Source organism: Leptolyngbya sp. UWPOB_LEPTO1 (assembly GCF_017302695.1).
Classification (GTDB): domain Bacteria; phylum Cyanobacteriota; class Cyanobacteriia; order Leptolyngbyales; family Leptolyngbyaceae; genus Leptolyngbya; species Leptolyngbya boryana.
Map to the genome: position 1 here is coordinate 159,768 of NZ_JAFLCJ010000005.1, position 17,800 is coordinate 177,567.

Here is a 17,800-nt window from a genome sequence, read left to right on the forward strand (position 1 = left end):
TTTAACGGTTTCGATTGTACTCACTGTTTCGCTGACTCGGTGCTGAGCCAATGCCCATGAGTTTGTTGCTTAGTTCTGAATCATCGCGAGGCTGACGAGGATATGCATTTTCGCTTTGCCAGTTTCTCTCAGCTTGTTCTTGCTGCCGAATCCTTTCTTCTTCTCTTCGTCGGGATGGGTTAACGCCCGCTCGTTCATTGAATGCCAGCCGGATTGCTTCTCGCATGGGTCGATTCTTGCCACCCATGCTCGCTCGTTTCAAAGGAGTGATCCCTTGTAAATTCGACTGATGAATGTTAGCTCCAACCTGTAACAATTTCCAAATCGTCTGTACGTCTTGATCAGACTCCACTCGGTCTACCAGAAAATTCAGTAAGGTATTGCCACCGCGATCGAGGGCATCCGCATAGGGCAGGAGTTCCAAAATTTCTTCAGGAGTTAGAAACTTGAGTTCATGGAAATGGATTTGATTGAGCATGTCTGGAGTGAGCTTTTGCTGTTTCGCAATCATTGAGCGAAACACACCTGCATCTGAATTTGCCACAGCTCTCTGAAAGACTTCTGAGAGATTGACATAAGTACTAACATCTCCTTCTGTAAGGCTCTGCACCAAATTGAGCCAGCCTCGTTGGCTTGCAGTTTGAATCAGAGTTTCGATGAGTTGTTGCTTCTGATCTTTAATCTGCGATCTCCGACTGATGTGTTCTACAAACAGTTGAGCATTGGCTTCAGAATTGATGTAATCGATCGCGGTTTTGCCTTTTTTATCTTTCAGGCTGATATCGATCTGATCCAGCGCGAGAATTGCTTTCAGCGCTTCTGGCTTGCGTTGTGCAGCCTCATGAAGGGGAGTTTGACCTTGATGATCGCGATACTGCAAGTTGCCGCCTTTTGCGACGATTTGTTGGATTGAGTCAGCTTCTCCTAAAGCGATCGCTTGATAGATCAAAGTTCTTCCTTCAATGTCTGTCGCATTTGGGTCTCCACCTTTACTTAAATACTCTTTGATGGATAAATCTCGATGATCGATAGAGGTATAAGCAGATTGAGTCAGTCCAACTTTATTGATAATTGCGTAGCGATAGTGATCGGTAACGACTAAAGCAATGAGTGTTAAGGCACTCATTGCCCCGATTCCGATGGAGAGCTTTGAAGATTGTTTGGGTGGAGGTTGGAGTTGAGCAATCGCGATTTCTGCTGATGCAAACCGATCTTTCGGCGCGGGTTCTAAAATCTTTTCTAGCCAATCTGCGAAGTGCGGTGAGAGTTGAAGTTGCGATCGAAACTCAATTCTCAACTTTTGAACAGGTAAATCGGCAGGCGATCGACGAGTTAGTAAAAAGAGTAATGTTGTGCCTAAACCGTATAAATCAGTTGCCGCAACGACTTGACCACGAAACTGTTCAGGAGCCATATAGCCGTAAGTTCCGACGACTGTACTACCCTGCATGAATGTATTGTGATACGTACTTCCAACTGAGCCAAAATCAACTAGAAAAATTTGACCATCAGCGCGACGAATTAGATTTTGCGGCTTGATATCGCGATGAAAGACAGGTGGATTCAGGGTGTGGAGATAATTGAGAATCTCTAAGACTTGTAGCGCGATCGCTCGAATCTCTGCTTCTGTCCCGTGCCAACCTTGCTGTACCCAATCAAAAAGAGATTTGCCCTTGGCGAGTTCTTGAACGATGTAGAAATTGCGGTCACGCTCAGTCTCGACGACGAAATACTCTAAATATTTGGGAATGTTCGGATGATTGAACTGCTGAAGAATCTCAGCTTCACGTTCAAATAATTCGATGGTTTTCCAGTTAACGGCTTGTCGTAAAACAAGCGTTTTTAAGGCAACTTGTTTCTGTGTCGTCTGATCCTTTGCCAGATAGGTGATACCTGTGTTGCCTTCACCCAAGCGTCCCAAGATTTGATAACGCCGCTGAATAATATCACCAGACTGATGAACCATAGCAGAAAATTCTGGAGCATGATGTGAAATGTCACTCTCCAGAATTCCCGATTTTGCTGCTATTTACCCAATACAGAGGTCATAGCGCGTCCGATATTTTGCGGTTGCATCGCGTCGATCGCAGCCGTTGGCTCATATCCGCAGTGCACCATACAGTCTGCACAATTTGGATTGCCGCTCTTGCGACCGTACTGGCTCCAGTCCGTCTTATCCAATAGCTCTTGGAAGGTTTTGTAATAGCCATCATTCAAGAGATAGCAAGGCTTCTGCCAACCCAAAACGCTATAGCTCGGACTGCCCCAAGGCGTGCATTCATAATCCTTCTCGCCCATGAGAAAGTCTAGGAACAGTGGATTATGGCTAAAGTTCCACTTTTTCCCTTTTTTCATCGGTGCCAGGATTTGACGGAACAGAATATGCGTCTGTTCACGCTTCAAGAAATGGTCTTGATCAGGTGCCCATTCGTAGCTGTAGCCTGGAGAAATCTGCATTCCATCGACTCCCAGTTCGGTGAGAAAATCGAAGAATTCGTGCATTTCTTCAGGATTGGCACCCTCGAAGATGGTGGTGTTGGTATTGACCTGGAAGCCGCGTGCCTTCGCCGCTTTAATCGCTTTGACAGCCGTATCGAATACGCCTTTGCGATCGACGCATTGATCATGCCAATCGCGCATCCCATCGAGATGCACCATAAAGGTGAAATAGGGCGAGGGCTTGAACTTGTCGAGGCTCTTTTCGAGTAGGATGCCGTTGGTGCAGAGATAAATGAATTTTTTACGATCGATTAATCCCTGAACAATTTCCCCAATTTGAGGATGCAGAAGCGGTTCACCACCTGGGATCGAAACCACAGGCGCGCCACATTCTTCCGCTGCTCGGAAACAGTCTTCCGGGGAAAGATTTTGTTTGAGAATTTCAACGGGATGCTGAATTTTTCCACAGCCCGTGCAAGCGAGATTGCACCGGAACAATGGCTCTAGCATCAAAACCAAGGGAAATCGTTTTCGACCTAGTAAACGTTGTTTGACTAGGTAAGAGCCGATTCCGACGACTTGCTGTATTGGGACTCCCATCGCTATCTCCTCACTCGGTTTGAATTAAATTCTCTTGAAACCAGTCTACGGCATCTTTCAAAGCGATGTGAATGTGCGTTTGGGGAAGTCCCAATTCACGAATTGCTTTACTTGCATCGTAGTACATTGGCTGTTTGGACATTCTCACTCCATCGACTGGGATTGAAGGTTTTTTCCCAAATTTCGTGAGAATCGTTTCGTCAATCCAGGCGACAGACAGCGGAATCCAGACCGGAATCGATCGAGCCGGGGCACTCAGTCCGGTAATCTGACTTAATTCATCAAGCAATTGTTTCAAACTCAGATTTTGATTGCCGAGAATATACCGTTCTCCAGATTTGCCTTTCTGCAAGGCGAGCAAATGCCCCCAAGCGACATCTTGCACATGCACAAAGTTGAGTCCTGTTTCGACATAAGTTGGCATTCGACGCTCTAAAAATCTCACGACAATATCGCCTGTCGGAGTTGGTTTGATGTCATAAGCCCCGATCGGAGTACTAGGATTCACAATCACAATATCTTGACCCGATCGTGCTGCTTTGACGGCTTCTTGTTCTGCCCAATACTTCGATTGTTTGTAATGTCCAATCAGTCTCTCAACCGGAGATTGATACTGTTCAGTCGTCGGTTGACCACTCGGATCAATGCCGATCGCGGCGACAGAACTGGTATAAACCGATCGCTCAATTCCCGCTGCTTTTGCTGCGGCTAGAACATTTCGAGTGCCCAGGACATTACTTTGATAAAGCAAATCGCGATCGCGCTGCCACAGTGAGTAATGCGCTGCCACATGAAATAAACAATCGCACCCTTGCATCGATCGAGCTAAATCTGGATCGTTCAAGTCTCCTGATATGAGTTCAATCTCCAAGCCGTTGAGGTTATCTAATCGGGCATTCGGGCGAGCAAGTGCTTTGACCTCGTAGCCTTGTTGCAGCAGTAATCGGACAAGATTTGCGCCGACAAAGCCTGTGCCTCCAGTGACAAATGCTTTCATCGTTTTTTAGGTTTGAGATCATCGAGCAGAGTGTACACGACGGGTACAACGAACAAACTGAGTAATGTGGATGTAACTAAGCCACCCGCGATCGCAACTGCCATGGGAGAGCGGAGTTCTGATCCGGCACCAAGTCCAAGCGCGATCGGAACCATACCTAAAATCGTTGATGCAGTTGTCATCATGATCGGTCGCAGTCGAATCGGACCAGCTTCGAGAATTGCACTACTGCGATCGAGTCCTTGTCGCCGCAATTGATTGATGTAATCGACGATCAAGATGGCATTTTTATTCGTGATGCCGAGCAGAAACACAAAGCCAATCAGCGAGATCATGCCAAAATCGCTTTGAGTGATGAGCAGCGCGAGCATTGCGCCAACGAGTGCGAGGGGCAGAGAAAGCGTAACGACGATTGGGTCGATCAAGCTTTTGAACAGTAATACGAGAACAACTGCAATACAGAGTGCTGAGAGTCCCAACGTTCTACCAAAACTATTAAAGATCTCACGACTACTTGCCGAATCTCCCCCTAAGTCGAGTGTGACATTTGCAGGTAAAACAGTTTTAGATTCATTGACTAATTTTTCGGTTGCATCACCCAAGGATAGACCTTTACCCAAGTTTGCACTGACATAAACGACTCGCTGTCCATCGCGTCTGTCGATCTGCTGAATGCCGTTGCGATTGCTACTCCCGCTGAGCGTCACATCTGCAATGCCTGGAATGGTCTGTACGCGATTTTTCAAGTCGTTTCCAGCTTTCTCTAGCGTTGCTAAATCTTCCCCTTTAAGAGAGGCTTGCAGTGGCTTCTGGCTGCCTGCTTCGACAAAGGGAATGTCTTCAACGCTGGTAGTTACTCCGGAAATTTCCGGCAAGCGCGATCGCAGTTGATCCTGAAGCGTCGCGGTTGGCGTAGAGTGTCCGGGTTTTAGCTTGACGTAGATCAAGCCTTTATTCGGTTCGCCTTCACGCGATCCCACGGTTGTAAATACAGTTTGAACCTCGGGAGCAGTTCTCACGGAGTCTTCAAGCTGTTTTGCAACATTGAGCGAATCTTGCAATGGATTAATTTGTGGAATCTGTCCACCTGCTGCTAAGGTTGCTGCAATCTCTTCTTGAGAGGGGATTTTGGGCAAGGGAGCCGTATATCGAACGTTGAATTCTCCGCGATCAAGCTTCGGAATAAATCCTTGCGGAATCATCGGAATGATGGCAATCCCTGCTGCAAAACTGGCAACCGCAATCCCCACGACGATCGCTCGATGGCGTAATGACCACTGGAGTAATTTGCGGTAGTTATCAGTAAACCAAAACCCAACTCTGTCAAACCGTCCCGAATGCTGGCGATTTGATTTTCTCAGCATGTAAATCGACATCACAGGCGATAATGTCCGTGCGACCAACAGCGACATGATCATCGCGGCTGAAACTGTGATTCCGAAGGGTTTAAAGAACTGCCCAATCACACCTTCCATGAATCCAATCGGCAGAAACACGGCGACGGCTGTAAACGTGGCAGCGGTCACAGTTAAACCGACTTCACTGGTTGCTTTGAGGGCTGCTTGTCTGGGAGATTCCCCCTCTTCGATATGTCGGCTGATGTTTTCGACATCGACGATCGCATCATCGACGACACTCCCAATCACAAGCGCCAATGCCAGCAGGGTGATGGTTTCGAGATTAAATCCAAAAAATGCCATCACGATCGCAGTACCGAGAAGTGAAATCGGAATGGCAAGGGCTGAAATTAAGGTTGCCTGCCAACTCCGAAGAAATGGATAAATTACAATCACCGATAAGGCGATCGCTTCAATCAATGCCTCGATCGTTGAATGGGTTGCGTTCTGAATGTATTCAGCTTGCGTGGATGCCAGTGTAATTTTCACATTGCTGAGATTTTTTCGCAGTGTGTCAATTTCTTTCTCAACTGTGTTTACGACTTCGAGCGTGTTTGCGTCTCCGCGTTTCACCACTTGAATCGCGATCGCATCTTTGCCGTTAAATCGCGTCAAGGTTGCTCCACGTTCGTTGCCGCCTGCACCGAGCGTATTTACTTTCAGCACACCCGCGATTTTTTCTAAGGGCGGAACGATCTGGCTGGTTGTCAGTTGAGTCAGGTCTTGGAGATTTCGCGAATCGCTTTCGATCGCATAGCTGATCGCTGCGGTTTCATTCAAATTCAAGGCGATGACTTTGAATTGAGTTTCTTTCGGCAGCGTTACCGATTTTATTGTGTCTTCAACCGTTTGACGCGCCTGGTCTAAACTCGTCCCCACTTCAAACGATAAGCTGACAGCCGTTTGATTGGGAAACGTTGAAGATCGCAGATCATTCACGCCTTTCAGCGATTGCATGGCTTGTTCGATCGGTTGTGTGACTTGCCGCTCGGTTTCGGAAGTTGCCGTTAATGGAGCTTCTGCACTGACCACAACGACGGGAAAGGTGATGTCGGGAAAGAGCGCATATTTTAATGAACTCAGGGCAAAAAATCCGGCGACTGTGATGGTCAGCCAGAAGGAGATGCTTAACCACGGCATCGCGATCGCGATCCGGGAAATGTTGAAACGCTCCCGTGAAGTCGGTTTGGGCAAATTCATAAACTAGGTAAGGCTAAAAAGAACGTTGAGGGGATGTTAAGGTTGCTTGAGTAAATTCATCCAGTTTTTCAATGGTTCCGGTGATTCTCGTCCCCCAAGGTGCTGAATATCAGGCTGTGTCTCAAGGCGCAAGCGATGCGATTCAAGTTGTTGCAATCCCGGCTGGAATTGCGGTTGCTGATTTTCTCGATCGCACTTTGATTCCAGATCATGCGGCACTCCTCGTCATGGGTTTATGTGGCAGTTTATCCTCTCAAGTTGGAATTGGCGAACTGGCACTTTATCATTCTTGTGTCAACTTCTCAGGAGAAGAAATCGCGTGCGATCGCTCACTGACCCAACGACTGCAAAATCATTTTAGATTTGCCTCTGCGCGGGGATTAACGAGCGATCGTGTAATTTGCTCTGTGGCAGAAAAGCGAGCGTTAGGCGAGAAGTATCAAGCGGATGTGGTCGATATGGAAGGATTCGCGATCGCGCAACGTTATTCAGTGGCGATGTTGCGAGTGGTCAGTGATGATCTGCAATTTGATATGCCGGATTTGAGTGATGCGATCGTGGATGGCAAAATTCAAGGATTGCGGATGGCAAGGGCAATGGTGAAAAAGCCGATCGCGGCGAGTCGATTGATTCAGGGATCGCTGGCGGCATTGAAGCGATTGCGGCAAATTGCGGCTGAATTGCCGATGTGAAACGGGCGATTCAGAAATCAAATCGTCCAATCTTCAAAGCGTAAATTGGGCACTAACGAGAAGTCTCGTTGATTTCGAGTCACCACGATCGCATCGATTGAGAGTGCGACTTCGGCTCATCGGTTCGGCTCAATCTAATCGATCTCAATTTCTTCGTCATTTTCGACTTGGCGCTTTGCCCAAAGCTCATCTGCAATTTCTGCAAAGTAAGGATCGTCTTTGAACATGCCTAGAAAGGGTTTCCAAGAGGGCGCTGAAGTAGACGAGATATTTGCACGGTCTGAGACCTGTACAGGGAGAACTTCAACTGTGGATAATCTCTCTAACAGAAGTTGCTGAATTGCTTCTATTGCTTCTTTTTTGGTTGCCTGCTCTACTGAGCAATTTGGCAAAGTCGGCACAGTTGCCCAAAAATGACCATTTGCTTGCTGCTCTAATAGAATGTGCAGAGTGATGTCAGATGAAGATTGGGAAGTGACATGTAGATTCATAGAGCAGTTCCAATTTCATAGTTTGATTTTAGCTGACGGCGTGGCAGTTTCTTAAGCTTGAACCGCAAACTGTGACGATCGACTTTTTGTTTATCCGCTTCCCCCGGTTGAGCAAATTCTCAGCTTCTTCGTTTGGATGATGCGAAATGGCGGTTAAGTGCGATCGACATTAGCGTTTCAGCAATGAGATCGTGACAGATTATTCTTCGATCGCGACGACATAGGGAGATCGAATATCAATCACCCAATTCTCGTCAATGATTTCTAAACTGTCGTCTAGGACTAAAAGTAGCTCTCCAACGGTTGCAACTGAAGGAATTTTCAGCGCGTATCTCAATTGCAGCCAGTAATTATCTTTTTCTTGGCTTTGAGTAACACCGATGGAACTAGTAATTAATTCTGGGATAGGAGGTTGCTTGAAACGGATCGTTTCATAGGGTTGGTCATTCTCGTCCCAGTAACCATGAATCTCATACTGACAATCTTGCAAATGTTGAAGTGCGATTTGATCTGGCTCAATTTGTGCGAGAGCCTGTGAGAGGTTTTGCCAGATTGGGTGCGCTCTGAGAGTGGTTGTCACAGTTTACATCCTGTTAATGAGTGGTCATTTTGCCTGGGAAATGTAGAATTCCTGCTACTATTTTGGCGTGAAATCGACGATCGCCACCTTTCCCTAAGATTTTAGACTTGAAATCGTAATCTGGCTGCTCTGAAGGTACAAGTCCATTACTTCCTTTTGAAGGTACGATTCCCTTATTGATGGCTCTAAGATGTTTGCCGATCGCATCATAAAGAACTCCGAGTTCAATCTGAGCTTGACTGAATGAAACGAGCCGATCTTCATTTGAGCGATAGATTTCGCCAGCCTCGATCGCTTGCCAACGATTCGGAAGTTCAGGATAGTCTGGCACGTCTTCGCTCATTTGAGAGGATGTGAGGTGAGTCGTCAAAATTTTAGCAGTGAGAAACGCGATCGCAGGAGTTTTTTACAGGCGCGATCGTGTAATAGTCTGTCAGGTCAACTCATCTGATCTCACGCCTCAGAATACAAATCAGCTTGCAGGAATCTCAATTCGCAGTAAGCTAGGGCGTGGTTGTTATGTTTCTCGCAGGAAGGGGATGATGTCTCTAACGGCTTCTGGGATAGGGATTGCTCTAAAAATTGTTGCACCTGCACTTGCTAAGACGTTAGTGGACAATCTTGGAATTGGCGATAAGTTTACAAATAAGCTACTTGAACAATCGATCGATACCATCACAGATGGGTTCTCTGAAGCAGAAAAGCGTCAGGTATTAGCAGATCAGGCTAAGAAGTTAGCGCGACAGTTGCGGGAAGAGATGAAGCCTCTGTTTGAAAGGGAAGCAGCAGGGTTGGATCAAGGTAGCCAAGAAGCTATCTTTTTGGCGGTGGCGGAGACGCTATTAAGAGGCAGTATTAAAATCGAAGACTTGCTCAGTACGGCTTTGGATGCGGAACGTCTTACAAATAAGCTGTTGGAGAGGTATCCAAGAGCAACAGTTGCATTCTCAGAAAATGAAAAGTCACTTTATCGGCAAGCGATCGCATTTGCGAGTGCGAGTTTGATTGAAACTGCGCCTCAGTTGGAGGGCTTTCAGTTAAACGTGACGCAAACCATGTTGCAGCAGCAAGAAGAACTGATCAGCCTTGTACGATCTCAGAAAGAATTGGCGATCCAGCAGCGAGATCGGTTTTTGGCTCGGTATCGAGAAATGCTGGCACGAGATTTGGATAAGCCAGATAAATTTGGAGTCCCACTGCTGAAAAATTTGTTGAGTCAGCAGCGACTCTCTGAGGCTTATGTACAACTTACGATTTCAGAAACCGACATCGAAGAATCGCGGTTGAAAATGTTTGATGGAGCGGATGAGTTTCTGCAAGGACGGGAAACGGTTGGGGCAACGATAGATCCGCGTTTTCGGTTGGGGCAGAGATCGCAAAATGTTGAGCAGGTCTTAGGAATGGGTCGCCGATTCGTGATTCGAGGAGGGGCTGGGGCTGGAAAAACTTCTCTGCTGCATTGGTTGGGCGTTCATGCGGCGCGGCAGGATTTTGAGGCTCCGTTGCAGCATTGGAATAGCTTTGTCCCGTTCTTTATCCGGTTACGGAACTGGGTGGGTAAAGGGTTTCCAGGGGTGAAGGATTTTGTGATGCCGATCGCGAAAAATATTGTCGATGAGATGCCTGTCGGCTGGGTGCGCCAACAGCTTGATAGCGGTTGTGCTTTGGTGCTGATTGATGGGGTGGATGAGTTGCCTCGTGGAGAGCGACAGGCTTTTTTTGAAGCGTTGCAAAAATTGGTGGAGGAGTTTCCTCATTCGACTTATATTACAACGTCGCGTCCGACTGCTTTAAAGGATGAAAACGGTGAGGAGTGGGTGGAATGGGAAAATTGGGTGAAGATGGAGCGATTTAGCAATTGCGTCATGGAGCCGATGACGCTGCCGAAGATTCAACAGTTTGTGACTTGTTGGCATCGTGCTTTGCCTCAACCTCATCGTCAGGAAGATAAAGATCCGGAGAAAATTGCGGCGGATTTGATGCGTCAACTGCGGCAGCGACCTGAGATTCGACAATTAGCAGCAACGCCGCTCCTTTGTACGATGATCTGCGCTTTGCATTATGAGAATGAAGGGACTCTGCCCGGTACTCGCATCCGGTTATATGACAAGTGCATTGAGATGCTGCTGGAGGAACGGGATAAGCAGCGAGAAATTATTTCAGATGTCAATCTGAATGCAGAGCAGAAAGAAGGGTTCCTGATGGAATTCGCTTACTGGCTGATGAAAAATAACTATTCTGATGCAGAGGTAGAGGAAGCAGATCGCCAGTTTGAAAAGTATCTTCGAGGGTATAACTTACCTAATCTAACAGGGCTGAAGATTCGAGACTTTTTACTGGAGCGATCAGGGTTGCTGAGAGAGCCATTAATGGGGCGAATTGATTTTGTGCATCGCACCTTTCAGGAATATTTGGTAGCAAAGGCAGTTTTAGATCATGAGGATTTAGGACTCCTTCTTGATCATGCTGATGATGATCAATGGCGGGAAGCCATCATTGTTACCATTGGGAAAGGATCGCGCAAGCAGCGTGAGAAATTGCTCAGTGAACTGATTAAGTTAGGTGATAAAGATTCTGAAAAACGTCATTATCTTCACTTTCTGGCGTTAGCTTGTTTGGAGACAGGAACATCGATCGACTCAGAGTTGAGAGCGAAAATTGAAGCGCGAGCTAGGGGTTTGTTGCCTCCTAAGAATGAAGAAGAAGTGGCTACGATCGTGAGAGCAGGAGAAGAGATTGTGCCGTTACTGGCATATAGTGGCACTCTTTCCGCAGATGAAGCAGTCTGTTGTATAAATGCTCTCATCAAAATAGGCAGTCTGGCAGCAATGGAGCAACTCATTCCCTATGCTAAGGCAAGGTTTGAGGGTGATGGGTATGAAGATTGGTCGATCGCGCGTGCCTTAGGACAAGGATTAGAAGAGTTTGAACAGAATTTTTACATTTCACAAGTTCTTTGTCATACAAATTATTTGGTTTTAATCAATACTCAGGTACAAGACCTTACACCGTTAGCTAGACTGAGTGGATTGCAAACTTTGGTTTTAATCAATACTCAGATACAAGACCTTACACTGTTAGCTGGACTGGGTGGATTGCAAACTTTGCATTTGAGCGGGGCTCAGATACAAGACCTTGCACCGTTAGCTGGGCTGAGTGGATTACAAGATTTAGATTTGAGCGATACTCAGATACAAGACTTTACACCGTTAGCTAAACTGAGTGGATTGCAAACTTTGTACTTGAGCGGGACTCAGATACAAGACCTTACACCGTTAGCTAGACTGAGTGGATTGCAAACTTTGGATTTGAGCGGGACTCAGATACAAGACCTTACACCGTTAGCTGGACTAAGTGGATTGCAAGAGTTGTATTTGAGTGATACTCAGATACAAGACTTTACACCGTTAGCTAAACTGAGGGAATTACGAGATTTAGATTTGAGCAGGACTCAGATACAAGATCTTGCACCGTTAGCTGGGCTGAGTGGATTACAAACTTTGTATTTGAGTGGGACTCAGATACAAGACCTTACACCGTTAGCTAGGCTGAGTGGATTACACAATTTGTATTTGGGTAGGGCTCAGATACAAGACTTTACACCGTTAGCTAAAATGAGTGGATTGCAAACTTTGGATTTGCGTGAGACTCAGATACAAGATTTCACTTCTCTCACAAAACTGAATCAAAAAATTAGGTTGTACTTACATGAGTCTCAAAGAGAAGCCGCTCATCTGCTAAATACAAAGAATTGGACATTATTGTTTTGGAATTGATTCATTTGCACTTTAATTTTTGTGGCAAGCATAACTATGGATGATCGAGAAACCAAAAAGTTTTAGGAAAGCTGAAATGCTTTTTTAGAACTCTTCTCACGAATATATCGCTTCAAAATACGATCGTGCTGCATGAAATTAACAATTTGGCTGCTCATTTCGCTTCTATAAATTATCAAATTGACAAGTTGAGTCATTAATCAATCAATTCGGTTCCTCAAAATTGCAATGTGTCATATCAGATTAACGATCTGTCACATCAAAAATAAAGTCGAGATAAACATAACAGCATCATGCTCTGATTTCTTAAAGTTCTTCTAAAGACAAGACTAAACACTTCTCGCTGCTGCTGCCGTTGGGAATGTTTGTTTTAACAAACCTAAAGAATTCAGGGTGAATCTTGATGACTACTCAAAATACAAGTATTCGGATTAGTGCCAGCGTTCTGAGTGACGATAGCGATGTCTTAGAAGGATTGCAGACGATCTCCAACTATGATCCTCATCGCGAAGAAGCCTCGATCGCAACGCTCATTGCCGCTCAAGAAGAAATGGTGAAATTGCAAAAGCTCGAAACTCAACTCAAAGCAGAATATCGTGCCGCAATGGACGCTGCCCGTCAAGCAGAATGGAAATTTCACAATGGCATTCTAGAAGCTAAAAATGCAGTCGTTGCTCAATTTGGAGCAGATAGCAGCGAAGTTAAGAAAGTGGGACGCAAGAAAAAATCTGAGCGCAAACGCCCACTTCGCCGGACACAAGCCGCATAAGTAAAAAGAGCGATCGCATTTCAATTTGCGATCGCTCTTTGCTCACTCACAATTTTCAATCCAGCACGAGGAATACACTAAAATAGTATCGATGTATTTATCTCATCGCTCATGCCCGATCCCGTTCCCCAATGGCAAATCCATCAAGCTGAGATTCCAGACGCATTCGTTCGGGCTGTGAAACAGCAGGCTCCAGGAATTGAGGGACGCTACTTGCCGCAATTGCTTTGGCAGCGAGGCATTCGAGATATCAAACAATTAGCCGGATTTCTAAATGCCGCCAATTATCAGCCCATGAGTTCGGTTGAGTTTGGTCAGGAGATGCAGTGGGCAGTGCAGCGGTTGGTGCAGGCGATCGAACGAGAAGAAGCGATCGCAATTTGGGGCGATTTTGATGCGGATGGGGTCACTTCGACAGCGGTACTGTGGGATGGATTAGGACAGTTCTTTCCTCAAAATCAAAATCTGTTTTACTACATTCCAAATCGCTTTACTGAATCACACGGACTCTCTAAGACCGGAATTGACCAACTCAAGCATGTTCAAGTCATTGTGACTTGCGATACGGGCAGTACAAATTTAGAGGAGATTCAATACGCTCAAAGCCTGGGAATTGATGTGATCGTGACCGATCATCACACATTGCCAGAATCCCGTCCGCCTGTGATTGCGATCGTCAATCCCCGCTCCCTCGAAAGAGATCATCCCTTTGCTTCACTCTCTGGCGTTGCAATCGCGTATAAGCTCGTTGAAGCGATGTATGAGGCTTTACCAGATGTGCCAGAAAAGCCGATTGAGAACTTACTTGATTTGGTCGCGATCGGCTTAATTGCAGATTTAGTCGAACTCAAAGGCGATTGCCGCTATCTCGCTCAAAAAGGAATCGAGCAGCTTCAGAAACAATCCACCAAAGCAGCAACTCGTCCAGGCATTACGAGATTGTTAGAACTCTGTAAGCGATCGGGCGATCGACCTACCGATATCTCTTTTGGATTAGGGCCTCGAATTAACGCAGTCAGCCGGATTCAAGGCGATGCACACTTCTGTGTCGAGCTATTAACCAGCCAAAATGTCCAACGCTGTAAAGAGCTAGCGGACGAAACAGAACTGGCAAACACTCGCCGCAAAGCTCTGCAAAAAGATGTCTTACAGCAAGCAAAAGCAAAACTCGCACAACTGGATCTCTCAACGACGGGTGTGATTGTGCTGTGGGATGAACAATGGAGTGGCGGGGTTCTGGGATTAGTTGCAGGTCAGATTGCTCAAGAATATGGCAAACCAACGATTTTACTAACAGTAGATGAGGAATTTGCTCGTGGCTCGGCTCGATCGACAAATCAAATCGATCTCTATCAGCTCGTCAAAGATCAGGCGCATCTCTTACATCGCTTTGGTGGACATCCATTTGCCGCCGGATTGAGTTTAGCGATCGACAATCTCCCTCTATTTGCTCAAGCAATCAATCAGCGATTACTCCAACAAAGTGATCCCCCTACTCCAACGATTCAAGCGGATCTTTGCGTCACGGTGAGCGAACTCAATCTCGAACTCTACAAAGAACTGCGGTTGATTGAACCTTGTGGAATGGGGAATCCAATTCCAAAACTATTGATCCAAAACTGCTGGTTTCAAGCGGGTAGAAATACCAAAATTCAAGACCTCTACGGACGCAAAGTTGAATACATTCGCACCCCGTTTATGATTTGCGATGAATCAGCCGCACAAGGCTTTCCGGGCATATGGTGGGGGCGTTATGCCTATGAACTTCCAACCGGACGCTGTGATGCCATTGTGGAACTTGAGAACAATACTTTTCGGAAGCGATACGAAGTTCGATTAGTTGCAGTACGATCGTGCGAAGAAATCAAACCGACTCAAACGCAATGGCTTTTAGATTGGAGAACTCAACGCACTGAAGAAAAAGCAATTGAGCTAAAAACTGTTCCGACTAGTTGGAATGAATTAAAAATCTGGTACAGACGAGCTTTGACTGAACAATGCCCTTTAGCGATCGCCTATCCTCCCCCAACCTTGCTTCCTGCTGCTGAGATCTGGCAAACCTTCGTGGGCATTGCAAAATATCTCAGTCGCACCGGAAAGACTGCGACTCGGCAGCAATTGTACGATCGATTGATGATTGGCGATATTGCATTAAAAGCGGGAATTCAAACCTTAGAATCACTTGGCTTTCATGTCACGTATTCAGATCAGGGCTTCAGCTTCAGCTTCAAGGAACAGGCAGCTTCTAATCTGATGCTTGAACCTTTTTTCGCTGCGATTCGAGAAGAACAATTCTATCGACAGTACTTTGCCCAAGTTCCATTGACTACGATTCAAGCGATCGTAGGACATTAACGACGATCGCGAACCGAGAACTAGATGCTGTCGCTGTGCCAGGTAGCACAGAAGTTAGAGGATGTTTCAAAGGTATCAACCGTTTCCTCGCTCCGTTCTAGCTCGCCCCGGATTGGAAATCCAGGGACGGGTGAGTGCGATGAACGATACGTTTCAAACATCCTCTTAGGAAGGTTTAAATATTGCTAACTTCCAGTTACTCGGCTCCTCTAACTGATTTAACTGCCCTTTTGAGATGACCCATAACGTTGTTCGAGTTCTAAATAGCCCGAAAACTTTGCGATCGCCTTTGGAGGTCGGAGTCGATCGGGTCACAGTCCCACAATAAGGATTTGAACCCTTGAGCGTGACAACAAAAAACTGGTTCGCTTCGTAGCCCTCAGGAATTTTGAAAGTGGCAAAAACATTGTGTCGCCCCTGCCAAGGTTCAACCACAACTTTTTCTGGATGAATCAAATTCTCTGAAGTTTCAGTTTGCGATAGCACCCAATCTGGGCAACCAGAAGCAACACTGGGTCTGCGCGATTCCAGTTTTTCTGCCCCCAATATCACGATCGGCAAACTCATCAAGGCAATTAAGATTAAACCAGCCCGCTTAGTCAACATCCTTACACTTGGTTAGAAATATCACGTGAATCTAGGGTAGATCATTCATCTTCAGTTTGACAAAAATCACTGCAATTGGCTTTGAGCAAACCATTCTGTTACTCCATCTGCCAGGGTCGCTGCAAGTCTCTTTTGTTCTACGGGGTTCGTGATCCACTCAAATTCATCGGGATTAATCATAAATCCCAGTTCTAAAAGCACAGTCGGCGCGACGGTGGGGCGAGTCAGAGCAAGATTGTTCCAGTACACACCATAAGAAGGTCGATCGAGCTTTTTCACTAGATAGTCATGCAAGAATACGGCTAAATCATGAGCCTGAGGCTGATACCAGAAGGTAGCAACGCCTTTTGTATTGATGGCATCACCATCATCTGGCAGCGCATTGTAATGAATCGAAAGCGCGATCGTTGGTTCAGTCTCATTGATTTGCTTCACTCGCGGAGCTAAATCGAGATCAATATCTGCCTCACGAGTCATCACGACTCTTGCACCTCGCTTGACTAATTCCTCGCGCAGCAATTTGCTGGTGATTAAGGCAACTTCTTTCTCTGGATATCCGGTTCCCCCTCTTGACCCTAAATCTTCGCTGCCACCATGTCCTGGATCAAGAAGAATTTTCATACCAGACAACGAATTCTTCCGCATTCGTGGCGGGTGCTTCAGCGATAACACTAATGTTGTGCCTTCATATCGCAATTTATAACCCCACTGTTGATTCGATTTGAGATTGAAGCGATATTCGATCTTTTCAGGTGCAACTTGTTGCCAATCTAATCGAGCGATCGCGGGATCAGTACTTAATCGAATCGTATCGGTTTGCGCTGTTGTGTTGTAAAGCGTCAGAATGAACCGATTTTGATCTTGAGCAACCGTAATCGGTACAGGAATTTGCAGCGGAAAACGGACTTCTGTCCAATCTTTCACAGTGCGAGATGTGATGCCACGAATCAGCGATCGTACTGGAGTGGCTCCCGGAATGATTTTGACATCGCTCGATCGAATCCATCCCCCATACTCCAATCGCAACCAATCGCCTTCGCGCGCGGTAATTGTTGCTCTTGTTCCTCTCGGCAAGGGCGTTAAGCGAGAAAAATCTGTACTGGCTCCGGTTCTTGCAGTTCCTTGCTCAGCAGTTACTTCTGCGATTTCTAATCGAGCCGGATCGAGGATCGAAATTTTTCCAGGCGCTTCTTGACTCACATTTCCCAACAGATAAGTGACTTTTCCTAAATCTCCGCTCGTTTTCGGAGTCACACAGCCTGCATACTGAGTCGATTGCGTTGGGGTCGGTTCAGTTAACCCGGTCAACACGCCCGAATTGGCAGGCAATGTTGCGATCGCACTTTGCGCTATCAACGGCAACATCTGATCTGCAACTTTGACATTGACGATCGAATTGGGAGGTGCGATCGCGCTGAGACAAATCGCTTCTCCCGGCAGTCGAGCTACATCGACCGTAGGAGTCAGCGAACCTTCTGCAAACGATTGTCCAACTGGAGCAGGTGGCTGATTCGATTTGCGCGTGACTTTAATCTGAAGTTCCTCTTCCCCATAGCGAACCGAGAACTGATTCTCGCCCATTTGCAGAGGAAAACTGGGCGCAAAATGTCCTCCACGACTACGCTGAATGCGTTTGCCATTGACGAGTACTTCTCCTTGAGGGGGAGCCGAACCGATGAGAAAGATTTGTTTTGCGATCGTTTCATGTTCGCCCGGTGGATACACCACAGTTAAGGCAGGCTTTGACCAAGCGATCGAAATCGTCAAAATCACAGTCAAGATGGCTAACACTAACGCGCTGAGAAATCGCTTCATTGCTGCTGGAACCGAAATAAGGCATACCGTATCACATCCCGCCTTCGTTGACGTGAGAGTTTAGCTCACAGTTGCCGAATTCC

The 17,800-nt window shown here is 46.4% G+C and carries 13 protein-coding genes; 4 read left to right on the forward strand and 9 right to left on the reverse strand.

Features of this window, described 5'->3' with window-relative positions; translation table 11 throughout:
• Position 1 precedes the first annotated feature (1 nt).
• The 4 genes from J0L70_RS10110 to J0L70_RS10125 are packed head-to-tail and all read right to left on the reverse strand — an operon-like array spanning position 2 to position 6,633.
• On the reverse strand, positions 2 to 1,966 hold the full coding sequence (locus J0L70_RS10110) for a protein kinase domain-containing protein (RefSeq protein WP_287454353.1): 1,965 nt from the start codon (positions 1,964 to 1,966) through the stop codon (positions 2 to 4).
• Between the two features lie 59 nt (positions 1,967 to 2,025).
• Complete coding sequence (gene hpnH, locus J0L70_RS10115) at positions 2,026 to 3,039, reverse strand: adenosyl-hopene transferase HpnH (protein ID WP_287454355.1); 1,014 nt, start codon at positions 3,037 to 3,039, stop codon at positions 2,026 to 2,028.
• 10 nt (positions 3,040 to 3,049) lie between these two features.
• Entirely contained in the window at positions 3,050 to 4,036 is a 987-nt protein-coding gene (gene hpnA / locus J0L70_RS10120; protein WP_287454356.1) for a hopanoid-associated sugar epimerase, read from the reverse strand.
• Positions 4,033 to 6,633 carry an efflux RND transporter permease subunit gene (locus J0L70_RS10125; RefSeq protein ID WP_287454357.1) on the reverse strand — a complete coding sequence of 867 codons (2,601 nt, stop codon included), beginning with the start codon at positions 6,631 to 6,633 and terminating at the stop codon, positions 4,033 to 4,035. Before J0L70_RS10125 ends, hpnA begins: the two co-directional genes overlap by 4 nt.
• Positions 6,634 to 6,704: 71 nt before the next feature.
• On the opposite strand from J0L70_RS10125, the gene J0L70_RS10130 reads away from it, so the two are divergent.
• Positions 6,705 to 7,325 (forward strand): 5'-methylthioadenosine/S-adenosylhomocysteine nucleosidase family protein, encoded by a 621-nt coding sequence (locus J0L70_RS10130; RefSeq protein WP_287454358.1) that lies wholly within the window; start codon positions 6,705 to 6,707, stop codon positions 7,323 to 7,325.
• Between the two features lie 134 nt (positions 7,326 to 7,459).
• Here J0L70_RS10130 and J0L70_RS10135 read toward each other — a convergent pair whose 3' ends face one another.
• The 3 genes from J0L70_RS10135 to J0L70_RS10145 form a co-directional block, all read right to left on the reverse strand.
• The gene (locus tag J0L70_RS10135) at positions 7,460 to 7,816 is read right to left on the reverse strand and encodes a type II toxin-antitoxin system HicB family antitoxin (protein ID WP_287454359.1); all 357 of its coding nucleotides are present in this window, start codon (positions 7,814 to 7,816) and stop codon (positions 7,460 to 7,462) included.
• Positions 7,817 to 8,015: 199 nt separating this feature from the next.
• Positions 8,016 to 8,396 (reverse strand): hypothetical protein, encoded by a 381-nt coding sequence (locus tag J0L70_RS10140; protein WP_287454361.1) that lies wholly within the window; start codon positions 8,394 to 8,396, stop codon positions 8,016 to 8,018.
• A 13-nt stretch (positions 8,397 to 8,409) separates the two neighbouring features.
• Positions 8,410 to 8,739 (reverse strand): hypothetical protein, encoded by a 330-nt coding sequence (locus J0L70_RS10145; RefSeq protein ID WP_287454362.1) that lies wholly within the window; start codon positions 8,737 to 8,739, stop codon positions 8,410 to 8,412.
• Between the two features lie 199 nt (positions 8,740 to 8,938).
• Between J0L70_RS10145 and J0L70_RS10150 the strand changes: the two genes are divergently transcribed.
• The 3 genes from J0L70_RS10150 to recJ all read left to right on the forward strand — a co-directional run bounded on the left by J0L70_RS10150 (position 8,939) and on the right by recJ (position 15,296).
• Positions 8,939 to 12,172 (forward strand): NACHT domain-containing protein, encoded by a 3,234-nt coding sequence (locus J0L70_RS10150; RefSeq protein ID WP_287454363.1) that lies wholly within the window; start codon positions 8,939 to 8,941, stop codon positions 12,170 to 12,172.
• Between the two features lie 403 nt (positions 12,173 to 12,575).
• Positions 12,576 to 12,941, forward strand: coding sequence for a hypothetical protein (locus J0L70_RS10155; protein ID WP_287454364.1), 366 nt, complete (start codon positions 12,576 to 12,578; stop codon positions 12,939 to 12,941).
• Positions 12,942 to 13,052: 111 nt separating this feature from the next.
• Positions 13,053 to 15,296 carry a single-stranded-DNA-specific exonuclease RecJ gene (gene recJ, locus J0L70_RS10160; protein WP_287454365.1) on the forward strand — a complete coding sequence of 748 codons (2,244 nt, stop codon included), beginning with the start codon at positions 13,053 to 13,055 and terminating at the stop codon, positions 15,294 to 15,296.
• Between the two features lie 165 nt (positions 15,297 to 15,461).
• Here recJ and J0L70_RS10165 read toward each other — a convergent pair whose 3' ends face one another.
• Positions 15,462 to 15,902, reverse strand: a complete 441-nt coding sequence (locus J0L70_RS10165; RefSeq protein ID WP_017286344.1) for a hypothetical protein — start codon at positions 15,900 to 15,902, stop codon at positions 15,462 to 15,464.
• A gap of 66 nt (positions 15,903 to 15,968) precedes the next feature.
• Complete coding sequence (locus J0L70_RS10170) at positions 15,969 to 17,717, reverse strand: N-acetylmuramoyl-L-alanine amidase family protein (protein WP_287454366.1); 1,749 nt, start codon at positions 17,715 to 17,717, stop codon at positions 15,969 to 15,971.
• Positions 17,718 to 17,800: the final 83 nt, after the last annotated feature.

Coding starts and splice junctions, on each gene's coding strand:
- J0L70_RS10150 (WP_287454363.1), top strand. CDS start 8,939: ATGTCTCTAACGGCTTCTGGGATAGGGATTGCTCTAAAAATTGTTGCA.
- J0L70_RS10145 (WP_287454362.1), bottom strand. CDS start 8,739: ATGAGCGAAGACGTGCCAGACTATCCTGAACTTCCGAATCGTTGGCAA.
- hpnH (WP_287454355.1), bottom strand. CDS start 3,039: ATGGGAGTCCCAATACAGCAAGTCGTCGGAATCGGCTCTTACCTAGTC.
- recJ (WP_287454365.1), top strand. CDS start 13,053: ATGCCCGATCCCGTTCCCCAATGGCAAATCCATCAAGCTGAGATTCCA.
- J0L70_RS10155 (WP_287454364.1), top strand. CDS start 12,576: ATGACTACTCAAAATACAAGTATTCGGATTAGTGCCAGCGTTCTGAGT.
- J0L70_RS10135 (WP_287454359.1), bottom strand. CDS start 7,816: ATGAATCTACATGTCACTTCCCAATCTTCATCTGACATCACTCTGCAC.
- J0L70_RS10165 (WP_017286344.1), bottom strand. CDS start 15,902: ATGTTGACTAAGCGGGCTGGTTTAATCTTAATTGCCTTGATGAGTTTG.
- J0L70_RS10170 (WP_287454366.1), bottom strand. CDS start 17,717: ATGAAGCGATTTCTCAGCGCGTTAGTGTTAGCCATCTTGACTGTGATT.
- J0L70_RS10125 (WP_287454357.1), bottom strand. CDS start 6,633: ATGAATTTGCCCAAACCGACTTCACGGGAGCGTTTCAACATTTCCCGG.
- J0L70_RS10130 (WP_287454358.1), top strand. CDS start 6,705: ATGGTTCCGGTGATTCTCGTCCCCCAAGGTGCTGAATATCAGGCTGTG.
- J0L70_RS10110 (WP_287454353.1), bottom strand. CDS start 1,966: ATGGTTCATCAGTCTGGTGATATTATTCAGCGGCGTTATCAAATCTTG.
- hpnA (WP_287454356.1), bottom strand. CDS start 4,036: ATGAAAGCATTTGTCACTGGAGGCACAGGCTTTGTCGGCGCAAATCTT.